The organism is Sphingomonas sp. DMC8 (assembly GCF_056314185.1).
On record NZ_JBQUYV010000007.1, the window covers coordinates 234775 to 248736 of the forward strand.

The window sequence follows — 13962 nt, forward strand, 5'->3', positions numbered from 1 at the left end:
CAACGATGGCAACCGCCGCTGTAGACACCCGCCCCGCCACGGGCACCAACAATGTCGGCCGCATCAGCCAGGTGATCGGCGCGGTCGTCGACGTGACGTTCGACAATGCCCTGCCGGCGATCCTTTCGGCGCTGGAGACGGACAATAACGGCCAGCGTCTGGTCCTCGAAGTCGCGCAGCATCTGGGCGAGAACACCGTCCGCACGATCGCGATGGACTCGACCGAAGGCCTGACCCGCGGCCAGACCGTGACCGACACCGGCGCGCAGATCTCGGTGCCGGTCGGCCCGAAGACGCTCGGCCGCATTCTGAACGTCGTCGGCGAGCCGATCGACGAGCGCGGTCCGGTCGACACCGACCTGAAGGCGCCGATCCACGCCAAGGCTCCCGAGTTCATCGAGCAGTCGACCGAAGCCAGCATTCTCGTCACCGGCATCAAGGTGATCGACCTGCTCGCGCCGTACGCAAAGGGCGGCAAGATCGGCCTGTTCGGCGGCGCCGGCGTGGGCAAGACCGTGCTCATCCAGGAACTGATCAACAACATCGCCAAGGGCCATGGCGGCACCTCGGTGTTCGCGGGCGTGGGCGAGCGTACCCGTGAGGGCAACGACCTCTATCACGAATTCCTCGACGCCGGCGTTATCGCCAAGGACGCCGACGGCAACGCCATCACCGAAGGATCGAAGGTGGCGCTGGTCTATGGCCAGATGAACGAGCCGCCGGGCGCCCGCGCCCGCGTCGCGCTGTCGGGCCTGACGATCGCCGAATATTTCCGCGACGTCGAAGGCCAGGACGTGCTGTTCTTCGTCGACAACATCTTCCGCTTCACCCAGGCGGGCGCCGAAGTGTCGGCACTGCTCGGCCGTATTCCCTCGGCCGTGGGCTATCAGCCGACCCTGTCGACCGACATGGGCGCGCTGCAGGAGCGCATCACCTCGACCAACAAGGGTTCGATCACCTCGGTGCAGGCCGTGTACGTGCCCGCCGACGACTTGACCGACCCGGCGCCGGCGACTTCGTTCGCCCACCTCGACGCGACGACCGTGCTCAACCGCGCGATCTCGGAACTGGGCATCTACCCGGCCGTGGACCCGCTCGACTCGACCAGCCGCGTGCTCGAGCCGCGCATCGTCGGCCAGGAGCATTACGAAACGGCGCGTGCGGTGCAGGCGATCCTGCAGAAGTACAAGTCGCTGCAGGACATCATCGCGATCCTGGGCATGGACGAGCTTTCCGAAGAGGATAAGCTGACCGTCGCCCGCGCTCGCAAGATCCAGCGCTTCCTCAGCCAGCCGTTCCACGTCGCCGAAGTGTTCACCGGCATTCCGGGCGCCTTCGTGCAGCTCGAAGACACGGTGCGCTCGTTCAAGGCGGTGGTCGACGGTGAGTATGACCATCTGCCGGAAGCGGCCTTCTACATGGTCGGCGGCATCGACGACGCGATCGCCAAGGCCAAGAAGCTCGCCGACGAGGCGTAAGACTGCAAGTTCCCCTCCCGCTTGCGGGAGGGGTTAGGGGAGGGGCTGGAAGGGCTGGCCTCGTCTCCCGAAGATTGTATCAGCCCCTCCCCCGACCCCTCCCGCAAGCGGGAGGGGAGTGAGATGCGAACATGCTGCACTTCGAACTCGTCACCCCGGAACGCCTTGTCCGCTCGGAAGAAGTCCATATGGTCGTCGTCCCCGGCAGCGAGGGGGATTTCGGCGTGCTGGAGGGCCATGCCCCGGTGATGTCGACGATCCGCGACGGCAATATCGAAGTCTATAAGGCCGGTGCGACCACGCCCGAGCTGATCCGCGTCGAAGGCGGTTTCGCCGAAGTCAACGAACGCGGGCTGACGGTGCTGGCCGAACGCGCCGAATAAACGGTGATTCGGCGGGCCAGCCCCGCCCTTCCCGGCCGCCGGCCGGCTATTATTGGTTAACAATATACAATATGCCCCATGCTGGGCCACCTGTTCTACTGTGGAACAATTGGCGGCCCCGGCAGGCGATTCCCGCGCATGTCCCGCACCATCCCCTGTGATACGCCGCCCCCCAATAGCAACGGTTGCGTAACGAGGATCACAATGTTCAAGCGGATGTGTCTGGCTGGAGTGGCGTTTATCGGTCTGACGACGGCGGCTTCCGCCCAGACCTCGTTCACCTCGAACAGCAACGCCTATAATGGCAGCCAGGGCGGCGTGTCGTTCAGCTTCAACGCGCCGCTGCCGAACGGCTTTTCGCTCAACGGCGGCACCATCTATCCCAGCTCGCAGAACGGCACGACGCTCCCCGTGGGCGCGACCGGCAGCTATCTGGCTGCCGATGTCGGCACGCCGGCCACCATCTCCAGCAGCACGGGCTATGACAATGTCCAGTTCCTGTGGGGATCGATCGACCCGTACAACACCGTCAAATATTTCGATCAGGCCGGCAAGCTGCTCGGCCAGCTGACGGGTTCGCAGGTCGGCGCGGTCAACAACGGCGACTTTCTCTCGCCCGACCGCAACCGCTACGTCACCTTCTCGGTCGACCCGAGCACCGGCGACAAGATCAGCTCGGTCCAGCTGATTTCGTCCGCTACCGCGCTCGAGGCAGCGAACTTCTCTTTCTACAACAACGGCCAGCCGACGCCGGTGCCCGAACCCGGCACCATGGCGCTGTTCGGGTTCGGCGCGCTCGGACTGCTCGCGCTGTCGCGGCGCCGGCTGAGCCTGTTCGCCTGAGCCCCGAAGGGGCTCAGTTCTTCGTGCCTGCGGGCGGCAAGGGCGCCTGGCGATAGCGCGGCTGGACCGCGCTCGCCTCGCGCATTGCCTGCCCGATCAGCTGCTGGTTCCGTCGCACCGAAGCAGTGATCGCAGCACGAATCGATTCGTCGGCATCGGAGCCCATCGGCGCCTCGCGCAGCTGGGCCAGCCATTCGCCGATCGCCGCATCGTGCTGGCCCAGAAAATCCTTTTCCATCGTGCGGTAAAAGCGGCTGCGCGGATCCTTCGGATTGAGCGCGAGCGCATGGTTGAACGCCTCGGCCGCGCCGGCGGGCAGATGCCCGTTCTGCGAGGGCTCGATCTGCATCCGCGCCTCGCCCAGCGCCGACCAGGTTTCCGCACGCTTCGAGTCGATCGATACGGCGTGGACATAGGATGCCTCGGCCTGCGGGAAGGCACGGCCACGCAACTGCACGTCCCCCAGCAGCGCCCAGGCGGCGGCGTCGCCGGGATGGGCCTTCACCCGCGCCTGCGCTGCCGCTTCGTCCACGCCCGGAACCTTGGGCGGATCAACGAACACCGCCGTGTGCGCCGCTGCAGCTTGTGCCGGCTTATGGGCCATCCGCAGCGCCATGGTGCCCGCGCCCAGCAGCGCAACCACCGCAACACCACCCACCAGCCAACGCTTCTTCATATCTGCAACTCCCTTTAGCGGTGGCAATAGCGAGGAGGCGTTAACAGCTGGCTAGTCGCGCCGGGGCGCCAGAGCGGTCGCCAGCATCAGCAGCAGAAGCGGCGTCAGAAATTCGCGGTGGCGCTCGCCAAACTCGAACCAGACGGCGAACAGCGGCAGTTGCAGCGCACCCGCGACGACCAGCCAGAGCAGCGCCCGCGGAACAGCGTTGCCGCGCCGGAGCAGCGTGCCCGCACCCGCCGCCAGCATCCCCAGATGCGCGCCCTGCGACAGCGGCAGCAACAGCGCGGTAACGGCGGCGCCGACCGGGGGCGCCATCAACGCCAGCCGGTCGATGCCGAACTGCGCCACGCCCGTCGCGCGCACGAATTTGGATGCGGTAATCCAGGCAAAGGCGGCGGGATGGCCGACGATCCACGCCTTCGCCATCGCCGCTGCGGCTTGCGTCTGCACCAGTTCGGGCAGGCCGCGCAGCGATTGCGGCGAGGGCAGCCAGTCGCCATTGGCATCGGGATTGTTGCCGACCCACAGGCTCAGCTTGCCCGCCGAGGTGAGCGGAACAAAGGCATGGAACAGCATCCAGTTGCGCACCCACCAGGGCAGCAGCACCAGCACCGCGGGCAGCAGCGCCGCCACACCGGTTGCCAGCACGCGCCGCCAGCCGGCCTGCGGCACCATCGCCAGCCCGAACAGCGCCGCCAGCGGCGCCTGCCCGGGCTGGGCGAGCGCCAGCACCCCCGCCAGCACGCCGATCGCCAGCGCCGCGCGCCAGCCGCCCAGACTGCCCTGCGCGATGCGCAACCAGGCGAACGCCAGCGCCAGCACCAGCACGACGCACAGGCTCTCCTTCTGCGCCAGCGGCGCCGACAGCTGGACGGAGGGCCAGATCAGATACAGCCATGCTGCCGCGCGGCCCGCGCCCGGCCGCTCAAGCGCGCACCCGATCCGCCAGACCAGCAACGCCGCCGCACCGTCGAGCAGCAGGTTGAGCGCAACCAGCGACGCGGTGCCAAGCCCCAGCGCCCAGCCCCAGCCGGCCAGCAGCAGCGGATAGGCGGGAGGAAAGAAGGCGCGGACAGTGACGCCCATATAGGGCTCGAAAAACACCAGCCCCTCGCCGTGCAGCAGCCGCGCGGCGAGCAGCCGGTAGATTTCCGCATCACCATCGGGCGTGCGTCCGGCGGTCCAGTGCGCCATGCCGATGCGGGTGAGCAGAACAGTGGCGCCCAGCAGCGCCAAAGCCGGCCGCCCGGGTGTCCGGCGGGCGATCGGCACCGCCAGCCCCGCCACGCCCAGCCAGGCGAGCAGCAAGCCGATCCCGGCCCAGGAGAATCCCCAGCGTTCGACCAGTTCAGGCGTCGACCACAGGCCATAGGTGCAAACCGCGGCAAGACAGGCGGCCAGTGTCGCCGTCACTGCCGGCGGCTGAATGGCCCTGCGTTCCCCCATTTCCTCGCGCGATTGCATTCCCTCTCCCGCTGGACCCATGGCGCGCCGACAATGCCGGCCGCAGGCTTAGTGATAGCGCGCTGGAACGGAAACGAAATTCGCCGCACCCAGGCGGTTGAAAGCGCGCTTTCAGATATGATAACGTTACCATGAACGGGGCGCAGTCTATGCAGCCTCGAACAGGACAGGAGAGACGCGCATGGCGGGCTTCAGCAAGCGGGACGTTCTGGCCGGGTCGTTCGCGACGGCACTCGGCATGAAAGTGGCGCAGGCGCAGGACGCGCCGCAACCTGCCCCGGAGATCGCCCCCGGCCCCTTCCGGCCGACGGTGGATTCGCTGTCGGCCTATCGTACGCCCGACTGGTTCCGCGACGCCAAGTTCGGCATCTGGGCGCATTGGGGGCCACAGGCGGTCGCCGGCCAGGGCGACTGGTATGCGCGCTTCATGTATGTGCCCGGCCATCCCCATTATGACCATCATCTGAAAACCTGGGGCCATCCTTCCGAACATGGCTACAAGGACATTCTGCCGCTGTGGAAGGCGGAACGGTTCGACCCCGAGGCGCTGGCCGACAAATATGTCGCGGCGGGCGCCAAATATCTGGTGTCGATGGGCGTCCACCACGACAATTTCGATCTCTGGCGTTCGCGGCACCACCGCTGGAACGCGACGGCAATCGGCCCGAAGCGCGACATTGTCGGCGAATGGCAGGCGGCGGCGCGGCGGCGCGGCCTGCGCTTCGGCGTTTCCGAACATCTCGGCGCGAGCTATTGCTGGTGGTATCCCAGCCATCTCTACGACCAGTTCTGGCCAAAGCTGGGGGTGGATTATGACGGTGCCGATCCGCGCTTCGCCGATCTGTACCACGACAATCGCGACGAACCGTATCGCAACAAGCCGGGCACCTGGTACACGCGCAACCCGGCCTATCACCAGCGCTGGTTCGCGCGTATCCGCGATCTGGTCGACAGCTATCAGCCCGACCTGCTCTATTCGGATGGCGGTGTGCCGTTCGGCGCGGTCGGCCGATCGCTGATGGCGCATTTCTACAACAGCAGCATGGCGCGCCATGGCCGCGTGGAAGCGGTGTATACCAGCAAGGATCTCGGCTCGGGCGAGTTCCGCACCGACTGGGGCGTGCAGGATGTCGAACGCGGCGTGCTCCACGGCATCAATCCGCTGCCCTGGCAGACCGATACGTCGAACGGCGACTGGTTCTATAACGAGAATGACCGTTACAAGAGCACCAGCGATGTCGTCACCATGCTCGCCGATATCGTCAGCAAGAACGGCAATCTGCTGCTCAATGTCGTGCTGCACGCCGATGGCAGCCTGCCGCCGCAATCCGCGCAGCTGCTGGCGGAGCTGGCGCCGTGGATGGCCGTGAACGGCCCGGCGATCCATGGCACGCGCCCCTGGCACATGTTCGGCGAAGGCCCCACCGAGGCGAAGGCGGGCGCCTTTCAGGAGCGTGCCGCCTATACCGCGCAGGATATTCGCTTCACCACCCGGGGCGAGACGCTCTATGCCATCACGCTGGGAGAACCGAAGGGAGAAGTGGCGATCACCGCACTGGGGCGCGCAGGTCCGAACGGCCAGCGTCGCGTGCGCAGCGTCGCGCTGCTCGGCCACCGCGGCCGGATCGACTTCCGCCAATCCGACCAGGCATTGACGATCACGCCGCCGGCCACGCTGCCGACGCGCCACGCCAGCGCCTTCGAAATTCGCTTCGCCTGAAACGACCCGAAGGCGATCAGAATACCACGATCGCCTTCATCAGCCCGTCCTCGTGCGCGAGCGACGGCAGACGCGCCGGCAGTTCCTCCACGCCCACGCTGTGGGTGTGGAGCAGCCGCGACGGCAGCGCGCCCGATTTTAGCCCCGCGATCACCCGCTCGAAATCGCGGTTGAGCGCATTGCGGCTGCCGATCAGCACCGCCTCGCGCTTGTGGAACTCCGGATCGGCGAAGCTCAGATCGCCCGACGCGACGCCGACCAGCAGCAGCGCCCCGCCATGCGCGACGAAATCGAGGCTGCGGCGCATCGCCGGCAGCGATCCGGTGGCATCGACCACCACGTCGAACATCTCGCCATGGGTGCGCGCGGCCAGCGCCGCATCGATCCCGTCATCGGCCACCACGCCGTCAAAGCCGAGCTGCCCGGTCGCGAAGCGTAGCCGGGCGGCGCTGCGATCGGCCATGGTCACGGCAAAGCCGTCCTGCCGCGCGATCAACGCCGTTGCCACGCCGATCGGCCCCGCGCCGACCACCAGCATGCGATCGCCCTCGCGCGGAGCGCGCGACACGGCATGCGCGCCGATCGCGAGAAACTCGACCATCGCCGCCTGTTCGGGCGTCAGCCCCTCGGCGTCGATCACGGCATGTTCGGGCACCGCGATCAGATCGCACATGCCGCCATCGACATGCACGCCCAGCACCCGGATGTTGACGCAGGCATTGGGCTTGCCCTTGCGGCAGGCGATGCAGGTGCCGCAGGCGAGATAGGGGTTGATCGTCACCAGCCGATCCAGCGGCATCGTCGTGCCCGGCCCCTGCGCCACGATGCGGCCGCTCAGCTCATGGCCGATCACGCGCGGATATTCGAGGAACGGGTGGTGCCCGGCGAAGATGTTATAATCGGTGCCGCACAGCCCGACATGGCCGATCCGCACCAGCACTTCGCCCTGGCCGGGAACGGGATCGCTCCGCTCCTGCAGCGCGAGTTGCTGCGGTTCCACACAGGTGATCGTACGCATCCTACAGGCTCCCTTCGCCGACCGCGCATCGAACGCCAGCCGCATGCAAATCGGTTCTTATATGTACCAATAACGCGATTGGAGACTGGTTCAATCGGGCTGATAGCCCAGCCGGTCCGAAATCCGCGCTGCCGTGGCGCGCAGCTTCTCCCGCGCCGCCGCCAGATCGACTTTCTGCGATCCGTCGATCAGCTCCAGGAACGGAATGGTGAGCGCCGCGACCACCAGCCGATCGAAGCCGAAAATCGGAAAACTGATGTCGGTGACGCCGTGGGTGATCGGGCTGGTGCGGCTGTCATGCCCCGCGTCCCGCACCGCCGCCAGCCGCGCCGCCAGCCAGGCGGCGTCGACACGCTGGCCGCTTTCCGCCTCGGCATCGCGGATGATGCGTTCGGCAAGCTGCGGCGTGGAAAAGGCCAGGATCACCTGTCCCGAGCAACTCTGGAGAATGTCGATCTGGGCACCGACCTTCAGCGCAAAGCCGCGCGTGCCGGGCGATTCCTCGCGCGCCACCACCAGGCCATGGCCGTCGCTGGGCACGACGAGGTGGCAGGACTGGCCGATTTCCATCGCCAGCAGCTGCATTTCCGGCATCGCCGCGCGCACCAGATCCTGCGACGGGGTGGCGCGCAGCGCGACATCGAGCAGCTTGTACGCCACCGAATAGCGGTCGGTAACGTCCGACCGGCGCAGATAGCCGAGCTGCTCCATCACCACGACGATGCGGAACAACTCCCCCACCGAACGCCCGAGGTCAGCCGCCATTTCGGTGACGAGCGCGCCTTCCGGCCGACCGGCAAGCAATTCGATGATCTCGAACGCCTTTTCGATCGCCGGCGCGGCATAGGTTTTCTTCAGCGGCGCGCGTGCCATGGTCCCTCCTGTTTCCCGCCGCTCACTGGCCGTCTGCGGGATGGTCGAGCAGGCGGAAGATGCGCGCCATGGGGCGCCATTTCTCCGCGTCGCCAGCCCCCGCAGCGGGGCGCTGATAGGCTAGCATCCGTTTCTCCCACGCCACCACATCGGGATTGGCGGTATCCATTTCCGCCTTGCGGGCGAAACTGAAATCGTCGCGCGCGTCGATGATCATCACCAGCCGGTTTTCCAGCCGGAAAATCTCCATATTCTCGATGCCTGCCGCGCGGATCGAAGCGATGACCGGCGACGGCGTCCGCCCGACCCGGTGCCAGTCCTCATAGGCGGCGATCAGATCGGCATCGTCCTCCAGATCGAGCGCGAGGCAGAAACGCTGGGACATGGGCGGGCAAACTCCTTCGGAAATCGCGTCAAAAACCATAGAAGTGGCGGGCGCAGCCGGCGAACAGCCATTGCTCGCCCGCAGCATCCAGCCCGGCGAGCGCGCGGGCGGTATCGAACCACGCGGTATAGGCATCGCGCAACCCCAGCACCGGCCAGTCGCTGCCCCACATCAGCCGGTCGCCGAAGCTGGCGACCAGATGCGCGACATAGGGTGCCAGCGCCGTTGCCGGCTGGCCTTCGTCCTGTTCGGTGCGCAGGCCTGACAATTTGCAGAAGACATTGGGCAGCGTCGCCAGCGCCGCGATCTCGGCGCGCCACGGGTCGAGCGTGCCCATAGCGGCAAAGGGCTTGGCGCCATGATCGATCACGATCGGCAACGCCGGCCAGGCCTGCGCAAAGCGATGGAGCGCGCCGAGATGCCGGGGCTGGACCAGCGCATCGAAGCGCAGCCCGTGCGCGAGCATCGCCTCGACCGCCGGCGCTAGATCGGGCCGGCAGATCCAGTCGCTGTCGTCGATCGACTGCAACATCGGCCGCAGCCCGCGCAGCTTGGGCCGCGCGGCCAGCGTCGCGATCCGTGCCGGTGCATCGGCCGCCGCCAGATCGGCCCAGCCCACCACCGCGCCGACCAGAGGCTCCTGCGCGGCAAGGTCGCACAGCCAGTCGGTGTCGGCATCGGTCGGCTGCGACTGGACCAGCACGGTCGCCACCAGCGGCACGCCAGCAGCCGCTGCGCGCAGATCATCGGGCAGGAAATCGCGGTGGATCGCGGGCAGGTCCGGCCCCGGCCACGCATGGCCCGGCGCATCGATCCGCCAGAAATGCTGGTGCGCGTCGACAATCTCGCGCATCTGCGCGCCCGCTGCTGCCAATCCCATCGCTCGCCCGACTTTCTTATATGACAGCGGATTTGCGTAAGGACATGGCGCGAAGCACGCAAGATGCCCCGGGGCGTGGCACCCCAGTCGCAATCACGGCTTTTTCCTGCTGCACTGCGCCATGGATGCTGTAGGGGCGGCGCATGTCCGTGCAGAACCCCGTGATCGAACAGGTCGAAACGCGCTATTCCGGCTGGGGCCGGCTACTGATCGCCACGCTGCGCACGCCCGAGGGCGAGACCATCACCCGCGAGATCGAGGACCATGGCGACGGCGTGGTCGTGCTGCCCTATGATCCGGCGCGCGGCACGGTGATGCTGGTGCGCCAGCCGCGCCCACCGCTTCTGCTGCGCGGGCAAAGCGAACCGCTCTACGAAGCGCCCGCCGGGCGGATCGAAACCGGCGACGGCATCGAGGATACCGCCCGGCGCGAAGTGCTGGAGGAGTGCGGGCTGCATGTCCGCACACTCGAACTGGTCGGCCATTTCCACACGATCCCATCGGTCTCTACAGAGCGTGTGAGCTGCTATCTCGCTACCTATGCCGCCGCCGATCGCGTCGCGGCCGGCGGCGGGCTGGCAGAGGAGCATGAGGCGATCGAAGTCGTCGAAATGCCGCTCGCCGCGCTGTGGGCGATGGGCATGGAAGCGCTGGCCGACATGAAGACCGCACTGCTCGTGCTGGCGCTGCGCGACCGGCTCGCGGCTCAGTCCTGGCCGCCGGCCTCCACCGCCGGCTGAGAGGCGGCATGGCCGCTGCGCCGCCAGATGCCGCGCAGCATCGATGCAGCAAAGGCCGACAGGCCCGGCCGCACGAACAGCCAGTCGCGGATCGCCGGTCCCTTTTCCGCGCCGATCGTGCGCTTGTAGCCGCTGTCGCCCGCACCCCAGTCGACCAGCGTCATCCCGTCGTCGATCGCGCGCAGCAAATTGCGATAATAAAGCAGCTTGCCCGGCGAATGGCGGGCAAAATCGGGATCATAGCTGTTGGCGATCGCGTATTTGCGGGCGCCCGCATTCAGGTCGAACGAAAAGGCCGCCGGCCGGCCATCGACGCGCAGCACCGCCGCCCACATCTGTTCCGCCAGCACCGGATCCTGCGCCGCCGCGCGCCAGAAGGCGCCGTGCCCGCGCGCGGTGAATTTCGCGTCGCCGCCATCGGTGCGGCTGGCAATCCAGCTCCGCTCCTCGACCGCCGCCAGCGCGGCAAAGGCAGGCGCCTGCCACTCGCTGCCCGACACGAACTGCCAGTCGAGCGCGCCATGGCCGGCCAGGTGCTTTTCGTGGAAACGGTTCTTGCGCAGCGTCGAGTTGCGCGGCCAGCCGCCCTCCGCCCGCAGCGCTGCCATGTCGAGCAGATAGGAATCGGCAACGAACCGGTCGAGCACCGCCCAGCCGCGCCCCCGCGCCGCCGCCTTCAGCGCCTCCAGCGCCGGATCGCCGTCATAGACCGGGCCGATGCGCAGCGCCCGCACCTGCCGGCCGAGCGCGGCCAGCAGTGCCTCCGCCACTTCCAGCCCGGCATCGGCGGCGATCGGCACGCTGCGGAACGGCCAGTAGCAGCCGGGCACCGCCGCCAGCCCTGCCGGGCGCGGCCCCACCCGGATCATCGGCAGCGCCGCCACCGCCTCGCCTTCGCGCGTGGCGAGCAAGGTGCGCGCCTCCCCGCCATAGGCCTGCAGCGCCGCCGCATACCAGCCATGGCGCAGGAACCGGTATGCCGGCGCCGCCCGCGCCGCCACCGCGTCGATCTCGACCGCCAGCCCCTCCACGCAGCGCACGGCAAGCGCCGGCGACAGGCGCGCAAAGGCGGCACTCGGCATTTCCCTGGTCATTCCGGCACAGATACAGTGCAGGCCTTACCAAGCCGTGGACGCGCTTGGGCTTGCGGCAAGGACAGTGCTGCCCCTAAGCAGGCAGGATGGAAGGCCCCTATCTCTCCACCGTATCGCAGACGATCCAGGCGGCGATCGCGCCCGTGTTCCTGCTCGCCGGCATCGGCGCGTTCCTCAACGTGATGGTCGGCCGGCTCGCCCGCATCGTCGACCGCGCCCGCGTGATCGAGGAGCTTCACCCCCGCTCCAGCGGCCCCGAGCATGACCGCCATGTCCGCGAGCTGCGGATCATCGACCACCGCATCTCGGTGATCAACAACGCGATCTTCCTTTGCACCGCCAGCGCGCTGGCGATCTGCTTCGTCGTCGCGCTGATGTTCGTCTCGCGGCTCGCCAATCTCCATGTCGGCATCTGGGTCGCGGTGGCGTTCATCCTGTCGATGCTGCTGCTGATGGCGGGGCTGATCTATTTCCTGTTCGAAGTGCACATCTCGCTGCGCGCCATCCATGTCCGCAAGGAACTGCTCGAGCTGGATAACTAGCCGGCAGAAGCGAAGGCAGCCCCCCTCCCTGCTTGCAGGGAGGGGTCGGGGGTGGGTCCGCCGCCGGCAGGCGGCGGGACTCGCTCTCCGGCAGGACGCATCGCTTTCTGGAGCGCGCAGACGCGCGCACCCACCCCCCAGCCCCTCCCTTTGAGGGAGGGGAGTACCGGGCACCCATCGTCAATCCGCCGCGAAGCCGAACGCCGTCACGCCCCGTTCGCGCTCGTTCGCCAATGCCGCGCGGCCGGCGGGCGCCGCCGATCGTTGCGGGCACGCCACGCGGGTACAGGCGCGGCAGCCGAGCCCGATCGGCGCGGCGCTGCCGCCCAGATCGACACCGCGCGCCGCCGCCAGCGCGCCCGCTTCCGCCGCCGGCAATCCCAGCGCGAGCACGAAGCGCGGCCGCACCCCGCCGGGGGTGGTGCCATGCGGATGCGCGCAGCGGGCGATGGTGAACAGCCTCGCGCCATCTTCCAGCTCGACCAGTTGCACCGCCGTTTCATCGGTGCGGGCAAAGGCGTCATACGCATTCCATAGCGGGCAGGGCACCGCCGCCTCGACCAGCGCCGATCCGCTCGCCCCGGCATAGCGCATCGACACCTGCCCGGCCCGGTCGAACCGCATCAGGAAGAAGGACAGGCCCCGCGCGCCCACGCGCTGCAATGTCGTCAGCCGGTGGGCGACTTGCGCCAGGCTCGCCCCGAACCGCCGCTGCAACAGATCGAGATCGTACCCGCTCGCCTCGCACGCGCGCAGGAAACGGGCATAAGGCATCGTCACCGAAGCGGCGAAATAGGCGGTCAGATGGCGCCGGAACATCCGCTCGCCGGCGCGATCGAGCGCGGCGCCGCGCACCAGCGCCTCGATTTCGTCGCGCGCCTCGACCGCAAGCTGTTCGGCCAGCGCAAAGGCCCGCGCGCTGGGATCGAGCGCTTCGGACAATTGCAATTGCCGGGCGTGGAAATCGAGCCGCTTCAGCGCCTCGCCCATCACCTCGGCGGGCAGGATGCGCACCGACAACTGGTGCTTCACCCGCAACCGCTCGGCCATGGCGCCATAGGGGTCGCCCGCCATGCGCAGTTCGTCGGCCAGCGCCTCGCCCGCCGCGTCCAGATCGGCGAAATGGTTGCGCCAGCGCTCGATCGCGCGGCGGACCTGCTGGCCGGGATCGGGCGCGCCGGGTTCGCCCCCGCCGCCCTGCCCCATCCGGTCATAGGCGCGGGCAAACGCCTCCGCCCCGTCGGGCGCGCCGGCCAGCCATTCCTCAAGCTGATGCCGGTCGATCGCCAGATCCGCGAACAGCGGATCGGCCAGCCGCCGCCGTAGCGCATCGGCACCGCCGCCGGGTTCGGCCGCAGCGAGGCGGCGCGGATCGAAATCATAGGTCTCGGCAAGCTTGAGCATCAGCGCGGCGGAAATCGGTCGCTGGTTGCGCTCGACCAGATTGAGATAGCTGGGCGAAATGTCGAGCGCATCCGCCATCGCCGCCTGGCTGACGCCGAGCTGGAAACGCAGGCGACGGATCGCGTGCCCGGCGAAGAGTTTGCGTTCGGCCATCGAGGTTCCTTCCAATTTCCTACCCGGGGAGGGGGCCATGCGATTGCCTCGCCCCCCTCCCTGAAAGGGAGGGGCTGGGGGTGGGTGCGCGCGTCTGCGCGCCCCGAAAACTCGCCCCCCTGTCGACCATGAGTCCCGCCACCTGGCGGTGGCGGACCCACCCCTAACCCCTCCCTTTCAGGGAGGGGAATCCACAGGTTCGAACCAGCGCTTTCCTACACCACATGTTCCTGTTACGTTCTAAATCTGAGTCGCAACATCCATTGTAAATACTTTACAACAATACAACCCTACACCGCAACCCGT

14 protein-coding genes are annotated in these 13962 nt (G+C 67.8%); 6 read left to right on the top strand and 8 right to left on the bottom strand.

All coding sequences use genetic code 11. The annotated features are described in order from the left end of the window. Positions 1-5: 5 nt before the first annotated feature. The 3 genes from atpD to ACT53K_RS15700 all read left to right on the top strand — a co-directional run bounded on the left by atpD (position 6) and on the right by ACT53K_RS15700 (position 2704). Positions 6-1478 (top strand): F0F1 ATP synthase subunit beta, encoded by a 1473-nt coding sequence (atpD, locus tag ACT53K_RS15690; protein ID WP_476229649.1) that lies wholly within the window; start codon positions 6-8, stop codon positions 1476-1478. 131 nt (positions 1479-1609) lie between these two features. Next, positions 1610-1861 (top strand): ATP synthase F1 subunit epsilon, encoded by a 252-nt coding sequence (locus ACT53K_RS15695; protein WP_476229650.1) that lies wholly within the window; start codon positions 1610-1612, stop codon positions 1859-1861. A 204-nt stretch (positions 1862-2065) separates the two neighbouring features. Next, positions 2066-2704 (top strand): Npun_F0296 family exosortase-dependent surface protein, encoded by a 639-nt coding sequence (locus ACT53K_RS15700; RefSeq protein WP_476229651.1) that lies wholly within the window; start codon positions 2066-2068, stop codon positions 2702-2704. 13 nt (positions 2705-2717) lie between these two features. On the opposite strand, the gene ACT53K_RS15705 is transcribed toward ACT53K_RS15700, so the two are convergent. Both ACT53K_RS15705 and ACT53K_RS15710 read right to left on the bottom strand, forming a co-directional pair. Continuing rightward, positions 2718-3380 (bottom strand): tetratricopeptide repeat protein, encoded by a 663-nt coding sequence (locus ACT53K_RS15705; RefSeq protein WP_476229652.1) that lies wholly within the window; start codon positions 3378-3380, stop codon positions 2718-2720. Between the two features lie 51 nt (positions 3381-3431). Beyond that, positions 3432-4847: a glycosyltransferase gene (locus ACT53K_RS15710; RefSeq protein WP_476229653.1), complete on the bottom strand. Its 1416-nt coding sequence runs from the start codon at positions 4845-4847 to the stop codon at positions 3432-3434. A 181-nt stretch (positions 4848-5028) separates the two neighbouring features. Between ACT53K_RS15710 and ACT53K_RS15715 the strand changes: the two genes are divergently transcribed. Further along, a complete protein-coding gene (locus ACT53K_RS15715) occupies positions 5029-6567 on the top strand; it encodes an alpha-L-fucosidase (protein ID WP_476229654.1) in 1539 nt (512 codons plus the stop codon). Positions 6568-6583: 16 nt separating this feature from the next. On the opposite strand, the gene ACT53K_RS15720 is transcribed toward ACT53K_RS15715, so the two are convergent. The 4 genes from ACT53K_RS15720 to ACT53K_RS15735 all read right to left on the bottom strand — a co-directional run bounded on the left by ACT53K_RS15720 (position 6584) and on the right by ACT53K_RS15735 (position 9723). Continuing rightward, on the bottom strand, positions 6584-7585 hold the full coding sequence (locus ACT53K_RS15720; RefSeq protein ID WP_476229655.1) for a zinc-binding alcohol dehydrogenase family protein: 1002 nt from the start codon (positions 7583-7585) through the stop codon (positions 6584-6586). A gap of 90 nt (positions 7586-7675) precedes the next feature. Further along, positions 7676-8458, bottom strand: coding sequence for an IclR family transcriptional regulator (locus ACT53K_RS15725; protein ID WP_476229656.1), 783 nt, complete (start codon positions 8456-8458; stop codon positions 7676-7678). 22 nt (positions 8459-8480) lie between these two features. Then, positions 8481-8843 (bottom strand): L-rhamnose mutarotase, encoded by a 363-nt coding sequence (locus tag ACT53K_RS15730; protein ID WP_476229657.1) that lies wholly within the window; start codon positions 8841-8843, stop codon positions 8481-8483. A gap of 28 nt (positions 8844-8871) precedes the next feature. Continuing rightward, positions 8872-9723, bottom strand: a complete 852-nt coding sequence (locus ACT53K_RS15735) for an amidohydrolase family protein (RefSeq protein ID WP_476229658.1) — start codon at positions 9721-9723, stop codon at positions 8872-8874. A 143-nt stretch (positions 9724-9866) separates the two neighbouring features. Here ACT53K_RS15735 and ACT53K_RS15740 point away from each other — a divergent pair, with 143 nt between their 5' ends. Further along, entirely contained in the window at positions 9867-10463 is a 597-nt protein-coding gene (locus tag ACT53K_RS15740; protein WP_476229659.1) for an NUDIX domain-containing protein, read from the top strand. Here the strand turns inward: ACT53K_RS15740 and ACT53K_RS15745 are convergent. Continuing rightward, a complete protein-coding gene (locus tag ACT53K_RS15745) occupies positions 10430-11557 on the bottom strand; it encodes a GNAT family N-acetyltransferase (RefSeq protein WP_476229660.1) in 1128 nt (375 codons plus the stop codon). The two genes, ACT53K_RS15740 and ACT53K_RS15745, sit on opposite strands and share 34 nt — an antisense overlap. An 86-nt stretch (positions 11558-11643) precedes the next feature. Between ACT53K_RS15745 and ACT53K_RS15750 the strand changes: the two genes are divergently transcribed. After that, complete coding sequence (locus ACT53K_RS15750) at positions 11644-12099, top strand: DUF2721 domain-containing protein (protein WP_476229661.1); 456 nt, start codon at positions 11644-11646, stop codon at positions 12097-12099. A 180-nt stretch (positions 12100-12279) separates the two neighbouring features. Here the strand turns inward: ACT53K_RS15750 and ACT53K_RS15755 are convergent, their stop codons facing one another. Beyond that, positions 12280-13656 (bottom strand): helix-turn-helix domain-containing protein, encoded by a 1377-nt coding sequence (locus ACT53K_RS15755; RefSeq protein ID WP_476229662.1) that lies wholly within the window; start codon positions 13654-13656, stop codon positions 12280-12282. Positions 13657-13962 lie beyond the last annotated feature (306 nt).